Raw genomic sequence first — 13,351 nt, forward strand, 5'->3', positions numbered from 1 at the left:
GATGTCGCAATTAACCCATATAAACGCCGCAGGCGAAGCGCACATGGTGGACGTTTCCGCTAAAGCGGAAACCGTTCGTGAAGCACGGGCGGAAGCATTCGTTACCATGCGTAGTGAAACGCTGGCGATGATTGTTGATGGCAAACACCACAAGGGCGATGTTTTCGCGACCGCCCGTATTGCCGGTATTCAGGCCGCTAAACGCACCTGGGAGCTGATCCCGCTGTGCCACCCGCTACTGCTAAGTAAAGTGGAGATTCAGCTTCAGGCCGAGCCGGAGCATAACCGTGTACGTATTGAGTCTCTGTGCCGTCTGACCGGTAAAACCGGCGTCGAAATGGAAGCATTAACTGCGGCGTCCGTCGCGGCGTTAACCATCTACGACATGTGTAAAGCGGTACAAAAAGATATGGTAATTGGTCCGGTGCGCCTGCTGGCGAAAAGCGGCGGCAAATCGGGGGATTTTAAGGTGGATGCGCATGATTAAGGTGCTTTTCTTCGCCCAGGTTCGCGAGCTAACAGGAACTGACGCGCTGGAGCTTCCAGCAGATTTTTCCACCGTTGAGTCGCTGCGACAGCATCTGGCGACAAAGAGCGATCGTTGGGCGCTGGCGCTGGAAGACGGTAAGCTGTTGGCGGCGGTCAACCAGACGCTGGTCAGTTTTGACCATCCGCTGACGGCGGGCGATGAAGTGGCGTTTTTCCCGCCAGTCACGGGGGGCTGACATGCGCGAAACGCGAATTGTAGTCGGCCCTGCGCCGTTTAGCGTCGGGGAGGAATATTCCTGGCTGGCGGCGCGCGACGAAGACGGCGCGGTCGTCACCTTTACCGGAAAAGTGCGCAATCATAACCTGGGCGATAGCGTTAAGGCGCTGACGCTGGAGCATTATCCCGGCATGACTGAGAAAGCTCTGGCGGAGATCGTCGCGAAGGCGCGTTCCCGCTGGCCGCTGGGGCGGGTCACGGTGATTCATCGCGTTGGCGAATTATGGCCGGGCGATGAGATTGTGTTTGTCGGCGTCACCAGCGCGCACCGCAGTAGCGCGTTCGACGCCGGTCAGTTCATTATGGATTATCTGAAAACCCGTGCGCCGTTCTGGAAGCGTGAAGCCACGCCGGAAGGCGATCGCTGGGTCGAAGCGCGCGACAGCGACCAGCAGTCGGCGAAACGTTGGTAGCAGAATGTGATACGCTTTAGGGTATCATTTCCACACAGGAGTTCATCATGGACAGATTTCCACGGTCTGATTCAATAGTGCAGGCGCGGTCCGGCCTGCAGACCTATATGGCGCAAGTGTATGGCTGGATGACGGTCGGACTGTTACTGACCGCGTTTATCGCGTGGTATGCGGCTAATACGCCAGCCGTCATGATGTTTGTCTTTTCCAGTAAGATCACCTTCTTTGGCTTAATTATTGCCCAGCTTGCGCTGGTGTTTGTTCTGTCGGGACTGGTGCATAAACTTAGCGCCGGAATGGCGACGACGCTGTTTATGCTCTATTCGGCGCTAACCGGATTGACGTTATCCAGTATTTTTATCGTTTACACCTACTCCTCTATCGCCAGCACGTTTGTGGTAACGGGGGGAATGTTTGGCGCTATGAGCCTGTACGGGTACACCACTAAACGCGATCTTAGCGGTTTCGGCAATATGCTGTTTATGGCGCTTATTGGTATCGTTCTGGCGTCGCTGGTCAATTTCTGGCTGAAGAGTGAAGCGCTGATGTGGGCGGTAACCTATATCGGGGTGGTGGTGTTTGTCGGTCTGACGGCCTATGACACGCAGAAATTGAAAAATATCGGCGAGCAAATAGATACCCGCGATAGCGCTAATCTGCGTAAATATTCGATTCTCGGCGCGTTAACGCTGTACCTGGACTTTATCAACCTGTTCCTGATGTTACTGCGTATTTTTGGCAATCGCCGCTAATTATAGCGATCTCTTAAAATCCTGGCCCTGCGCCAGGATTTTTTTAGGACTATATTTAGGGCGAAACAGCATAAATATCTTAGAAATGTTTTCCTGCGCTTGCCATTCTTATCACCGTGATCATGTGAAGAGTGATAAATGACAAGTGGGACCTCTGGCTGCAATACGTATACGGCAAATAGCATTTATTCCCGCGACAATGTTATCCCTTACCTATTGGTATACTGCGTTGGGACTATGGTGTACCGCCGGCATTATATGGTTAACGTTGTATACTCATTTTTTGATAACCCACGTTCAACCTGTTGTTGTTTTGTGGATATCAGCACTTTTGCTTGGTCTGGGGTATGGGGCCATTACCTGCCTTTCCCGCTTTGGCACTGTTGTCGTAACGTTGATATATATTGCCATCATTACACTTACCGGCGTGTCATTAGCTTACCTTTTCTCAGGTGGCGCGACCATTTTCGTGATTGTTGGAATCATGTTTAGTCTTAATGCCTTATTTATTTTCTACCTGAATATCAGTTCTGGTCTATTCAGACCGTTAATTTTTATGGCGGTAAGCGGGATCATCGCTGCGATAGTTGTCAATAGTCTGGTGGCCAGTAGCACTCTGGTCTGGATAGTCAGTATGCTGACGGTATTGGTATGGACATTGATTACAGCACTAGAAAAATCGACACTTCATGGTTATGCCCGCATGTTATATCACAGCGAGTTTTCATCCCTGTCTCGTTGCGCTTTATTTGGCGCGCTGACGCTTTACCTTGGCATTATTAATGCTGTGGTTACGCTGTGTCGTTATATCATTTTGATGATTCTGGAAATACTATTATCTTTCAGGCCGTAGGCGTTGCAGGTTTTTTATTCAGGTTGGTGATGATGGGTATAATGAGTAAATTATGTGGCAAACAATTTTGGTTAGCGTTTTGTGAAGCTAAAGACGTCACTCGCGCCATTAAAAATGGCGGCGAGGATTTTAATCAGAAATGCCCGCCAGCGCTGATTTCTCATTTCATTACCGGATTGTCATGGGAACATTCATTACCTAATCCTGCGCCTGTTTGCGCGTTTAGTTTTATGCTTCTTGTGGGAGGTGTGTGCAGTGCGCATTTTATTTTTGATAAGTTTATCCTGTATTGGCCACTAAATATAATTATTTATTTTGGCAGTGCTATAGGTATGATGCTATGTGTTATGGCTGAGGTATGGCTTATTGCCAAAGGTTTTATCCTGGGTTTGCGCCTCTGCGTTTTACTGTTTTTATTAAATATTATGCTCTGCGGTACTGGATTATTTGACGTGTTGTGCAATCAAAATAGCGAACTAAAGAGTGATCTGGTTATCGCGATTATTATGGTTGTGCTTTGCCGCTGGGTGATGAATGGCGAAACGTTTACGATGATGATTCGTTTCTGCCTGGGGCGTCGATTAGTGCGAGTCGCATTACAAAAATATCTAACCTCACAGACAAGGAAATGATAAGCCCATGAACCTGATGACGTGGCTAACAGGAAAAACACTGGCGGAGCTGGTGAAAAAAGGGCAGTTGATCCCGCCAGAAATTAAGTTACCTGTGTATCCGGCCAGCCACTACAAAAAAAACTGGTATGAACAAGGTATTCCTCACGGAGGCGTTATTGGGCTTACGGCGATCATGATGACCATGACATGGATCGTCAGTATAAACATGGTTATTGCGCAGTTTGAGCTGCACAATAAAAAGCATCTGGAGCTGGTCTTCTTCCTGGCCGTGGGCTATATCGCTTTTCTTACCCCGTCAAATCAGCTCCTGCTTAAAGGAAGAATGAGCGGGGTCATTATTTACCGCTATGCGCTATTGTTGGCCATTATTTCCGTTACGTTGGCAACGTTCTGTACCCTGTCATCAGTATTCATGGGCGAGTTTCACGAAGTGCTCCTGCTGCTGTTTAGCTGGTCATTGCTGCTTTTTTCCCGCTTACAGATGAATACGTCTTTTTTCTCAGCATATGTTTATTTTTACCGGATAAAACGCGTTGTGCTGGAAAGCGAAAACGCGTCTGCTTAAATTTATTTCGCCATCGCCCGCTCGTTTTTCGCCCGCAGCTTCTTCGCCCGGCTCTCCAGGATCAGGTAGCACACCAGCGCCAGCAGCAGGGGAATAAAATAGTAAAGCACGCGGTACGCGAGCAGGGCGGCGATAATCGTGCCTTGCGACGTATGTTCGCCCGCCAGCAACGCGAGGAATACGGCCTCCAGCACGCCGATGCCTGCCGGAATATGCACGATGACGCCCGCGATACTGCTCACCAGCAGTACGCCCAGCACAAAGAAATAGTTCACATCCTGACCCATCAGCAGCCAGATGATGGCGCCCATCGCCATCCAGTTCGCGCTGGAGATCGCCATCTGCGCCAGCGCGAATTTCCATGACGGCAGCACCAGCTTCTGCCCTTTAATCGTCATATGCCGCCGCTTCGCAAAGGCGCAAAACCACAGATAGACCGCGATAATCAACAATAAAACGATACCGAGAATACGTAGCGTGCCTTCATCGATATACCAGTGGTCGGGAAGCTGGACAATGCCGAAGGTAAAAATGATGCCGCCAAGCAGAATATAGCCCAGCCAGTTAGTGGTAATGCTGAGCGAGAAAATGCGCGTGATAGTACTGCCGGGCAACCCGAGGCGAGAGTATAGTCGGTAACGCATCCCGATCCCGCCGACCCAGGTGCTGAGCGTCAGGTTAAAGGCATAGCAGACGAACGATACCAACATCACCTGTCGCTTCGCCAGCTTATGGCCGCAATAAAGCCGTCCAAGCAGGTCGTAGCAGCCGTACAGAAGATAGCTAACGATCACCAGTCCTACAGCGCTTAAAAGCGCCGTGCGGTTATAGTCGCGGATGACGGTCCAGACATCGCCCCAGTCGACCTTTTTAGCATAAACCACCAGCAGAACGACGACCGCAATAAAAAACAGCCAGGTCAGCACTTTTTTAGCCAGCCGCCAGCGCGGATGCGATTTAGCCATTAGGGCTTCACTCCTGTATTTTCTGGATCAACGCGATCCTGGGTTTCCATTTCCGGCTGGGCAGGCGGGGGAACCTGCGCCAGATGCGGGGTATGCGCCGGTAGCCAACCGACCAGCGCCGGGAAATGACGTAAAAAGTGGAACGCCAGCACGCTTTTGGTCAGGTTCCACCAGGTGCGTTTCGGCAGCATAGACTCATCGACCTGCTTACAATCGTTCACGATGATGCCTTGTAAATTATCGCGCAGGGTCTGGTTAAAGGTACGATCGTGAATGATCAGGTTAGCTTCAAGGTTAAGCGACAGGCTGAGCGGATCGAGATTACTCGACCCTACCGTGGCCCAGTGATCGTCCATCAGCGCCACCTTGCCATGCAGCGGACGGCGTCGGTATTCATAAACCTGCACGCCGCCCTTCACCAGATAGTTATAGAGCAACCGCGCGCCGACTTTGACTATCGGCATGTCTGGTTCCCCCTGGACAATCAGTTTTACGCTCACGCCACGGCGGGCGGCTTTACGCATTGCGTGGAGCAAGCGATAGCCGGGGAAAAAATAGGCGTTAGCGATAATCACTTCACGCTTTGCCTGGGTCAGCATTTTCAGATAATGACGTTCGATATCGTCGCGGTGTTCTTCATTATCCCGCCAGACAAACAGCGCCTGCGCTTCGCCGGGGTGGCGGTTTTCTTCGGCCTGATGATGGCGCTTCCACCAGCGGCGCGCGGGGCTTTGCCCCGGCAGATTCTCGACTTCGAATTGCAGGATATCGGCCACTACAGGCCCTTCGACCCGTACCGCGTAGTCTTGTTTCGCCTGCGGGCCGTAATCCGACATATGTTCGGCGGAGTAGTTAATGCCGCCGACAAAGGCAATACGATCATCAATCACCACAATTTTGCGGTGCATTCGGCGGAAGATATTGGTTCGCAACCCCAGTAGACGCGGGCGGGGGTCGTAATAGCGAAAAATCACGCCCGCCGAGGTTAATTCGCCGACAAACGCGTCGCTGAGATCGGGAGAGCCGTAGCCGTCGAGTAATACTTCGGCTTTTACGCCGCGCTGTGCGGCTTTTAGCAGAGCGGCATGGAGTTTTTTACCCACCTCATCTTCAAACAAGATAAAGGTTTCCAGAATGATTTTTTGCTGTGCCTGAGCGATAGCCTCAAACACGGCAGGATAGAACTGGTCGCCGTTTTCCAGTAGCTGAATTTGATTACCTTCACGCCAGCCGCATTTCATAGATGGATCTCCGCGCTAAGGGGGGCATGGTCTGATAAATGTCGCCAGTTCCGCAGCGGTAGCGCCGTAGGAGAACTGGCGTTCGCATTCTTGACGTAAATACGATCGAGTCGCAGCAGCGGCATACTCACCGGGAATGTGCGCGCCGGTCGGCCATGGGCACGGGTGAATATCTCCTCCAGCCCGGCCGCGTTTAATGGCGGGCCGGCCTTTTGCCGCCAGTCATTAAAGTCTCCGGCCACCAGCACCGGTTCTGATTCCGGCAAGGCATTCACCCATCCCGCCAGCATGGTTAACTGCGCCTGGCGGTGGCTCTCCCGCAGGCCGAGATGTACGCACATGACGTGGATAGGGCGGTTGAGCATGGGCGGCGTAATGCGGCAATAGAGCACGCCGCGTTTTTCGCTACCGCCGACCGAGACGTCGCGATTTTCATAATGTTCAATGGGATAGCGAGAAAGAACCGCGTTACCGTGGTGGCCTTCCGGATAGACCGCATTGCGGCCATAGGCGAAATCGCTCCACATGGTGTCGGCCAAAAATTCATAGTGGGTAGTGTCCGGCCAGTTTTCGATATGCAGCGGATGTACTTCATGCGCGCCCATCACTTCTTGCAGACAGACGATATCGGCGCCGACCGTTCTGACAGCGTCGCGCAGCTCCGGCAGGATGAAGCGTTTATTAAAGGCGGTAAAACCTTTGTGCGTATTAATTGTGAGCACTTTGAATGAAAAATTTCGCGTGTGTTGAGTCATTTTCTTCCTGTCCGCGTCACTATCCTGATTGAAATAGTGTAGTCGTCGTCACAAAAAGATGCGGTCTTACGGAATTTTCCGTAAAGTTCGGTACTCTGAATAATGAGAGAAAAATGCTTCAGGAGAAAAGCCATGAAGTGGCAACAACGCGTTCGTGTCGCAACCGGCCTCGGTTGTTGGCAGATTATGTTGCATTTACTGGTAGTGGCGATGCTGGTAATAGGCTGGATGAGCGGCACATTAGTGCGCGTCGGCCTGGGATTATGCGTGCTTTATGGCGTGACGGTACTGCTGATGCTGGCGTTGCAGCGCCATCATGAGCAACGCTGGCGCGATGTGGCGGATGTGCTGGAAGAGCTGACTACCACCTGGTACTTCGGCACCGCGCTGATTGTCCTCTGGCTGCTATCCCGCGTATTGCAAAACAATGTCTTGCTGGCGCTGGCGGGGCTGGCTATCCTGGCCGGGCCCGCCGTGGTCTCGCTACTGGCGAAAGATAAAAAGCTACATCACTTTGCGTCTAAACATCGCATACGCCGCTGACCCCGTGGTGGCCGCTATCACCAGTAGCGGCCACAAACTTCCCCAGACAATTCCCAGACTCGCATCCTTAAGATAAATTTGCTTGGTAATATCAGTAAAGTGGCGGATAGGGTTTATCCACGTCAGGTTTTGCAGCCAGACTGGCATATTTTCCACCGGCGAGACATAACCCGAGAGCAAAATCGCCGGCATCATAAAGACAAAGACGCCGATAAACGCCTGCTGTTGCGTGGCGCAAAGCGATGATATCAGCAAGCCAAAGCCTACCAGCGACAGCCCGTAAATCACCATCGTGAAATAAAACAGCGCTAACGAACCGGCGAAGGGAATTTGGTATGCCCAAATGCCGATAGCCAGCACGATCGTGGCCTGGAAGGTCGCGACAATCAGCGCCGGCACCGCTTTACCAACGAAAATCTGCCAGGTGGTGAGCGGAGAGACCAGCAGCTGATCCAGAGTGCCTTGTTCACGCTCGCGGGCGACGGACAGTGAAGTGACGATCATCACGCCAATAGTGGTGATCATGGCGATCAGCGAGGGCACCACAAACCACTTGTAGTCCAGATTCGGGTTATACCAGTTGCGTACCACCAGTTCGCTATTGTTGGGCTTTGGCTTGCCGTCCATCAATGTCTGCTGATACTCCTTGACGATCTGTTGCAGATAATTGGCGGCGATTTGCGCGCTGTTGGAGTTACGTCCATCAAGAATGAGTTGCATCGGCGCAGGCTGGAAGGTATCCAGATTCCGCGAGAAATCCGCCGGGAAGCGTACCAGCAGCAGCGCTTTTTGCGTATCGATAGTCGGCTGGATCTCCTGCGGACTGTTCAGCAATAGCACATGGGTAAACGCTTTCGCGCGGGCAAAGCGCTGGGTAAGTTCTACCGAATGTTTGCCGTTATCTTCGTTATAGATGGCGATAGTCGCGTTAGTGACTTCAAGCGTCGCGGCGAACGGAAACAGGATGACCTGAATCAGCACCGGCAGAATCAGGATCGCGCGCGTTTGCGGTTCGCGTAAAAGCGATTGCAGTTCTTTGCGAATTAACGTCCATAAACGATGAAACATGTCCGTCCTCTCAGTCCAGTTTGTAGGCCTGATAAGCAAAGCGCATCAGGCATAATGCCGGATGGCGGCGTGAACGCCTTATCCGGCCTACGACGACAATTATCCATACACATATTTAATCCAGCCGTCGTTTGGTTTTTAGCCACGTCAGGCCAATAAACATCACCGCCGAGGCGATTAAAAACAGTACGTTAACGCCTAACACGACCGGAATATTGCCGGCCAGAAACAGACTTTGCAGGGTGCTAACAAAATAGCGCGCCGGAATAATATAGGTCACCGCGCGGATCACCGCAGGCATACTGTCTATCTGGAAGATAAACCCGGACAGCATAATTGAGGGCAAAAAGGCGGCGTTCAGCGCCACCTGCGCGGCGTTAAACTGGTTGCGAGTAATGGTGGAAATCAACAGCCCCATCCCCAGCGTACTCAGTAAAAACAGACTGGTGATGATAAACAGAATCACCAGCGAACCGCGATACGGCACGCCGAGAATAAACACCGATACCAGCATACAGAGCAGCATCGCCAGCATACCGAGAAAGTAATAGGGAATAAGCTTACACAGCAGCAGTTCAACACGCGTCACTTCGGTTGAGAGCAGCGCCTCCATCGTGCCGCGCTCCCATTCGCGGGCAACGACCAGCGAGGTGAGGATTGCGCCAATTACCGTCATGATAATGGTCACCGCCCCAGGAATAATAAAATGCTGACTGATCGCCGCCGGGTTAAACCAGTAGCGCGTCTGGACGTCGATGAGCGGTTCAAAGGTGTCGCCGCGATCTTCCGCCCGCTGTTGTTGCCAGATTTGCCAGATGCCTTCCACATAACCCTGAACGAAGTTGGCGGTGTTTGGCTCGCTGCCGTCGGTAATCACCTGAATCGGCGCGCTGTCACCGTCGCGCGCCATTTGCTGCGCGAAATCCACCGGAATCACCACCAGTCCGCGAATGCGTCCGGCCTGCATTTTTTCAATTAATTCATGGCGGTTATCGCTAATGGTCGCGTCGATATAGGGTGAACCGGTCATCGCATGAGTGAAATCCAGCGCCTCCTGGCTTTGTTGTTCAAGCAGAATCCCCACCCGCAGCTTGCTGGAGTCGAGGTTAATACCGTAACCAAAAATAAACAGCAACAGCAGCGGGATCACCACCGCAATCAGCCAGCTACTGGGATCGCGCACGATCTGGCGCGTCTCTTTGACGCACAACGCACGCACGCGGCGCCAGGAGAGAGACTTACTCATGCGTATGCTCCTTATCCCAGTCATTGATGAGAGTGATAAAGGCCTGCTCCATCGTCGGATCGGCCTGTTGCTCATCGGCGGCCTGCGCTTTGAGATCGTCCGGCGTACCGCTGGCGATAAGCTTCCCGCGATAAACCAGTCCGATGCGATCGCAATATTCCGCCTCATCCATAAAGTGGGTCGTCACCATTACCGTGACCCCTTTTTCCACCATGCTATTAATATGCAGCCAAAATTCACGGCGGGTGAGGGGATCAACCCCGGACGTTGGTTCATCAAGGAATAAAATATCCGGTTCGTGCATCAGCGAGCAGGCCAGCGCCAGTCGCTGTTTAAAGCCCAGCGGCAGCGCATCGGTGGGATGCGACGCGATGCTTTTCAGACCAAACGCTTCACTCATGCGCTGAATTTTTTCATTTTGCGCGCGGCCCCGCAAACCGTAGACGCCGGAGAAAAAACGCAGGTTCTGCTCAACCGTCAGGTTGCCGTAAAGCGAAAATTTTTGCGCCATATAGCCCAGATGCTGACGGGCTTTGCCGGAGCTGACTTTCAGGTCCATATCCAGCACCAGCGCCTTGCCGGACGTCGGCACCAGCAGGCCGCACATCATTTTAAAGGTGGTTGATTTACCCGCGCCGTTCGGGCCGAGCAGGCCAAAAATCTCGCCGCGCTGTACGACGAAATTAACATGGTCCGTGGCTGCGAAATCGCCAAATTTTTTCGTCAGTTCCTGCGCTTCAATCACCGTTTCGCCGGCAGTGCCTTCAACCGTATGCAGGATTGAACCCAGCGGAGACTCCGAGGTTCCCGCTCCGCCAAGCAGATCGATAAACGCATCTTCGAAGCGCGGCGCGGTCTCATTGAGGGTGATTTCCGGCATTCCTTCGGCCTGACGAATATCTGCTGCGGTCGCCTCTTTTTTCAGGATCAGGCGTACCGAACGTCCCTGAATCATGCCGTCGCTCACCTGCGGCAGTTTGAGCGCTCTCTGTAGCAACTTACGGTTGTTTTCCTGTGGACTGCTCATCAGAAAGCTACGACCGGCCATCGTTTGCGTCAGCGCTTTAGGTTCGCCCTGATAGAGCAGCTCGCCTTCATTCATCAGCAGCACATCGCGGCACTGTTCGGCTTCGTCGAGGTAGGAGGTGCTCCAGAGGATTAGCATCCCGTCGCCCGCCAGCTCGTGGACCATCTGCCACAACTCGCGCCGTGAAATCGGGTCAACGCCAACGCCCGGTTCATCCAACAGCAGCACTTTCGGTTCGCCGACCAGCGTACAGGCCAGCCCCAGTTTTTGCTTCATCCCGCCGGACAATTTCCCCGCCAGACGGCCAGTGAAAGGGCCGAGGGCGGTAAATTCCAACAAACGGGCAAAGGTCTTTTCGCGTATCTCGCCGGTAACGCTGCGTAAATCGGCATAGAGATTAAGGTTCTCCATGACGGTAAGATCTTCATACAGACCGAATTTCTGCGGCATATAGCCCAGAACCGCGTGCAGCTCGCTGTCGTTTTGTATCGGATCGAAGCCCAATACGGACGCGCTGCCGCCATCGGCTTTGAGCAGGCCCGCCAGCATACGCATTAGCGTGGTTTTTCCTGCGCCGTCCGGCCCTACCAGCCCGGTGACATAACCGGAATGAATGGTACAGTCGAGCGGCGCGACGGCGGGTTTATCCATTCCCGCAAAGCGCTTCGTCAGACCGTGCAGCGTAATAACGGCCTCACTCATGCCGTGCCTCGTCATTAAATTTCACCGTGACTGGCATCCCCTGGCGTAACGCATCGTCCGCATCGGTGACGATAATGCGCAGGCGATAGACGAGATCGGTACGCAGATCCGGCGTTTCGACGGTTTTCGGCGTAAATTCCGCGGTGGGCGAAACGAAACCAATCTTGCCGTGGTAAGGTTTGTCAGGACGACCGTCGGTATACAACAGAATGTCGCGCCCCGGTTGCGTCTGACTGAGGTTGCGTTCATCGACATAGGCGCGCACCCAGACGGGGCGGGTCAGCGAGAGCGTTAATACCGTGCTGCCAGCGTTCAGCATACTGCCAGGCTCGACCGCGCGGGTGAGCAAGGTTCCGTTGGCAGGCGCGATAAGCGTGGTGTCCTGCAAATCAAGCTGCGCCTGCGCCAGTTGGGCCTTTGCCTGTTCCAGGCTGGCTTTCGCCTGGGCGATATCCTGTTCACGATTACCGGTACGGTACTGGCTCAGTTTATCCTGCGCGGACTTCAGCGTCGCCTGCGCCTGATCGCGCGATGAGCGGGCGTTTTCCAGATCGTTAGCGGAAATGGTGCGGCTTTTCCACAATCCTTGCTGACGGTTATAAAAGTTTTGCGCGTAGTCATAAGCGGCTTGTGCCTGTCTGACGGCGGCGGCGGCCTGGGCTATCTCTTCATCGCGATAGCCTGCCAGCATCAAATCATATTGCGCCTGCGCGACCGACACGCCAGCTTTCGCCTGCATCAGCGCGTTTTCGTATGGCGCGTGATCCAGTTCGCCGAGCACCTGTCCGGCTTTGATGGCATCGCCTTCATCAACATTCAGCGACGCCAGCCTGCCGCCGACGCGAAAGCTGATATTGACGGTACGGATATCGACATTACCGTATAGCGTCAGCCCATCGTCCTGCCGACTTTGATACCACCAGGTTCCACCGGCAATCACAGCGACGATCGCTGCGATTGCCAGTCCGATAACGACAGGTTTTTTCATCAGTCCAGACTCCTTTGCGTTAAACCGTGCAGAATAAGATCGATGTGGCAGGTTACCGTCTGGTAAATCAGCTCCGCTTTTTCTTCATCAAACTGCGGCCAGCCGGTACGTAACAGAATAGTTTCTTTGCCGAGACGAAACGCCAGCACTTCGCCCAGTAAGGCATGGGTATGCAAAATCATGCGCGTATCATTGGCGTCGCAGCCGGTATAAGCGGCAACCAATCTTGTCAGATGGGTGTGCAACGGATCGATAACTTGTTCATGAACCAATTGGTAGGCCGACGTGGGAGAGAGCTGCTCGCGTGAAATAAATTTGCTCAGGTTAACGGTGTCTTCCTGCGTCAGCAGCATAATCATGTTCTTGCAGGCGAGCAGAATGAGCTCGCGTATGGCGTCCCGGTCAGGGACAGGCTGGCGAAACAGACGTTCCGCCTTTTCAGCATGGGGGCGAAATTTTTCGCCAAGAAAATCGGCAATCCACTGGGCGCAGGCGAGGTATAAATCCTCTTTTGAGCCGAAATAGTAAGTAATGGCGGCAATATTTTGCCCCGCCAGCGCGGCGATATCGCGCGTGGTGGCATGGAGGCCATACTCGCCAAACTGCGCCAGTGCGGCGGCAATGAGCTGACTTTTCGCCTGCTCGCCCTTGGTGGTCGTGGTGGTAATATTCATCACACGCCCTAATTCTTAATCAATCGATTGATTAAGACTATGACTCATAATGGCACTTGTCCAGTGTGGTCGATTAATTTGTCTTTGCCACCTTCCGGGATAATTTATGCGCCGCATCACAAAAACTGCTACACTCCGCCCCTTCATGACATTGTGGT

The 13,351-nt window shown here is 53.1% G+C and carries 16 protein-coding genes; 8 read left to right on the forward strand and 8 right to left on the reverse strand.

Features of this window, described 5'->3' with window-relative positions; translation table 11 throughout:
• The first annotated feature begins 1 nt into the window (after position 1).
• The 7 genes from moaC (at position 2) to ACLJZ5_RS11330 (ending at position 3,984) form a co-directional block, all read left to right on the forward strand.
• Positions 2 to 487, forward strand: coding sequence for a cyclic pyranopterin monophosphate synthase MoaC (gene moaC / locus ACLJZ5_RS11300; RefSeq protein WP_000080894.1), 486 nt, complete (start codon positions 2 to 4; stop codon positions 485 to 487).
• Positions 480 to 725, forward strand: a complete 246-nt coding sequence (gene moaD, locus ACLJZ5_RS11305; RefSeq protein ID WP_000598599.1) for a molybdopterin synthase sulfur carrier subunit — start codon at positions 480 to 482, stop codon at positions 723 to 725. Before moaC ends, moaD begins: the two co-directional genes overlap by 8 nt.
• A gap of 1 nt (position 726) precedes the next feature.
• A complete protein-coding gene (moaE, locus tag ACLJZ5_RS11310) occupies positions 727 to 1,179 on the forward strand; it encodes a molybdopterin synthase catalytic subunit MoaE (RefSeq protein WP_001209385.1) in 453 nt (150 codons plus the stop codon).
• A 47-nt stretch (positions 1,180 to 1,226) separates the two neighbouring features.
• Complete coding sequence (locus ACLJZ5_RS11315; RefSeq protein WP_000373611.1) at positions 1,227 to 1,931, forward strand: Bax inhibitor-1 family protein; 705 nt, start codon at positions 1,227 to 1,229, stop codon at positions 1,929 to 1,931.
• 145 nt (positions 1,932 to 2,076) lie between these two features.
• The gene (locus tag ACLJZ5_RS11320) at positions 2,077 to 2,784 is read left to right on the forward strand and encodes a Bax inhibitor-1 family protein (protein WP_024797848.1); all 708 of its coding nucleotides are present in this window, start codon (positions 2,077 to 2,079) and stop codon (positions 2,782 to 2,784) included.
• Between the two features lie 23 nt (positions 2,785 to 2,807).
• Positions 2,808 to 3,416, forward strand: a complete 609-nt coding sequence (locus tag ACLJZ5_RS11325; RefSeq protein ID WP_077914043.1) for a hypothetical protein — start codon at positions 2,808 to 2,810, stop codon at positions 3,414 to 3,416.
• 7 nt (positions 3,417 to 3,423) lie between these two features.
• Entirely contained in the window at positions 3,424 to 3,984 is a 561-nt protein-coding gene (locus ACLJZ5_RS11330) for a hypothetical protein (RefSeq protein ID WP_001052196.1), read from the forward strand.
• A gap of 2 nt (positions 3,985 to 3,986) precedes the next feature.
• On the opposite strand, the gene ACLJZ5_RS11335 is transcribed toward ACLJZ5_RS11330, so the two are convergent.
• From ACLJZ5_RS11335 to ACLJZ5_RS11345, 3 genes are read right to left on the reverse strand one after another with little or no spacing between them, the layout of a single operon-like run.
• A complete protein-coding gene (locus ACLJZ5_RS11335) occupies positions 3,987 to 4,949 on the reverse strand; it encodes a YbhN family protein (RefSeq protein ID WP_001129817.1) in 963 nt (320 codons plus the stop codon).
• Positions 4,949 to 6,190: a cardiolipin synthase ClsB gene (gene clsB, locus ACLJZ5_RS11340; RefSeq protein ID WP_000649639.1), complete on the reverse strand. Its 1,242-nt coding sequence runs from the start codon at positions 6,188 to 6,190 to the stop codon at positions 4,949 to 4,951. The genes ACLJZ5_RS11335 and clsB overlap by 1 nt, the downstream gene beginning before the upstream one ends.
• On the reverse strand, positions 6,187 to 6,945 hold the full coding sequence (locus tag ACLJZ5_RS11345) for an endonuclease/exonuclease/phosphatase family protein (protein ID WP_000192039.1): 759 nt from the start codon (positions 6,943 to 6,945) through the stop codon (positions 6,187 to 6,189). The genes clsB and ACLJZ5_RS11345 overlap by 4 nt, the downstream gene beginning before the upstream one ends.
• Positions 6,946 to 7,077: 132 nt before the next feature.
• Here ACLJZ5_RS11345 and ACLJZ5_RS11350 point away from each other — a divergent pair, with 132 nt between their 5' ends.
• On the forward strand, positions 7,078 to 7,488 hold the full coding sequence (locus tag ACLJZ5_RS11350) for a YbhQ family protein (protein ID WP_000871970.1): 411 nt from the start codon (positions 7,078 to 7,080) through the stop codon (positions 7,486 to 7,488).
• Here ACLJZ5_RS11350 and ACLJZ5_RS11355 read toward each other — a convergent pair.
• From ACLJZ5_RS11355 to cecR, 5 genes are all read right to left on the reverse strand, one after another.
• Complete coding sequence (locus ACLJZ5_RS11355; protein ID WP_000469050.1) at positions 7,450 to 8,556, reverse strand: ABC transporter permease; 1,107 nt, start codon at positions 8,554 to 8,556, stop codon at positions 7,450 to 7,452. The two genes, ACLJZ5_RS11350 and ACLJZ5_RS11355, sit on opposite strands and share 39 nt — an antisense overlap.
• Positions 8,557 to 8,671: 115 nt before the next feature.
• On the reverse strand, positions 8,672 to 9,802 hold the full coding sequence (locus ACLJZ5_RS11360) for an ABC transporter permease (RefSeq protein ID WP_000045765.1): 1,131 nt from the start codon (positions 9,800 to 9,802) through the stop codon (positions 8,672 to 8,674).
• Positions 9,795 to 11,531: an ATP-binding cassette domain-containing protein gene (locus ACLJZ5_RS11365; RefSeq protein ID WP_024797846.1), complete on the reverse strand. Its 1,737-nt coding sequence runs from the start codon at positions 11,529 to 11,531 to the stop codon at positions 9,795 to 9,797. Before ACLJZ5_RS11365 ends, ACLJZ5_RS11360 begins: the two co-directional genes overlap by 8 nt.
• Entirely contained in the window at positions 11,524 to 12,519 is a 996-nt protein-coding gene (gene hlyD / locus ACLJZ5_RS11370) for a secretion protein HlyD (RefSeq protein WP_000743431.1), read from the reverse strand. The genes ACLJZ5_RS11365 and hlyD overlap by 8 nt, the downstream gene beginning before the upstream one ends.
• Positions 12,519 to 13,193, reverse strand: coding sequence for a transcriptional regulator CecR (gene cecR, locus ACLJZ5_RS11375; protein ID WP_024797845.1), 675 nt, complete (start codon positions 13,191 to 13,193; stop codon positions 12,519 to 12,521). The genes hlyD and cecR overlap by 1 nt, the downstream gene beginning before the upstream one ends.
• Between the last annotated feature and the right edge of the window lie 158 nt (positions 13,194 to 13,351).

Source organism: Salmonella sp. 5800 (genome assembly GCF_046558195.1).
GTDB lineage: Bacteria > Pseudomonadota > Gammaproteobacteria > Enterobacterales > Enterobacteriaceae > Salmonella > Salmonella enterica.

What these genes read in the sequence shown, in the direction of transcription:
- moaC (WP_000080894.1), top strand. Translation starts at nt 2, where the DNA reads ATGTCGCAATTAACCCATATAAACGCCGCAGGCGAAGCGCACATGGTG.
- moaD (WP_000598599.1), top strand. Translation starts at nt 480, where the DNA reads ATGATTAAGGTGCTTTTCTTCGCCCAGGTTCGCGAGCTAACAGGAACT.
- moaE (WP_001209385.1), top strand. Translation starts at nt 727, where the DNA reads ATGCGCGAAACGCGAATTGTAGTCGGCCCTGCGCCGTTTAGCGTCGGG.
- ACLJZ5_RS11315 (WP_000373611.1), top strand. Translation starts at nt 1,227, where the DNA reads ATGGACAGATTTCCACGGTCTGATTCAATAGTGCAGGCGCGGTCCGGC.
- ACLJZ5_RS11330 (WP_001052196.1), top strand. Translation starts at nt 3,424, where the DNA reads ATGAACCTGATGACGTGGCTAACAGGAAAAACACTGGCGGAGCTGGTG.
- ACLJZ5_RS11335 (WP_001129817.1), bottom strand. Translation starts at nt 4,949, where the DNA reads ATGGCTAAATCGCATCCGCGCTGGCGGCTGGCTAAAAAAGTGCTGACC.
- clsB (WP_000649639.1), bottom strand. Translation starts at nt 6,190, where the DNA reads ATGAAATGCGGCTGGCGTGAAGGTAATCAAATTCAGCTACTGGAAAAC.
- ACLJZ5_RS11345 (WP_000192039.1), bottom strand. Translation starts at nt 6,945, where the DNA reads ATGACTCAACACACGCGAAATTTTTCATTCAAAGTGCTCACAATTAAT.
- ACLJZ5_RS11350 (WP_000871970.1), top strand. Translation starts at nt 7,078, where the DNA reads ATGAAGTGGCAACAACGCGTTCGTGTCGCAACCGGCCTCGGTTGTTGG.
- ACLJZ5_RS11355 (WP_000469050.1), bottom strand. Translation starts at nt 8,556, where the DNA reads ATGTTTCATCGTTTATGGACGTTAATTCGCAAAGAACTGCAATCGCTT.
- ACLJZ5_RS11360 (WP_000045765.1), bottom strand. Translation starts at nt 9,802, where the DNA reads ATGAGTAAGTCTCTCTCCTGGCGCCGCGTGCGTGCGTTGTGCGTCAAA.
- ACLJZ5_RS11365 (WP_024797846.1), bottom strand. Translation starts at nt 11,531, where the DNA reads ATGAGTGAGGCCGTTATTACGCTGCACGGTCTGACGAAGCGCTTTGCG.
- hlyD (WP_000743431.1), bottom strand. Translation starts at nt 12,519, where the DNA reads ATGAAAAAACCTGTCGTTATCGGACTGGCAATCGCAGCGATCGTCGCT.
- cecR (WP_024797845.1), bottom strand. Translation starts at nt 13,193, where the DNA reads ATGAATATTACCACCACGACCACCAAGGGCGAGCAGGCGAAAAGTCAG.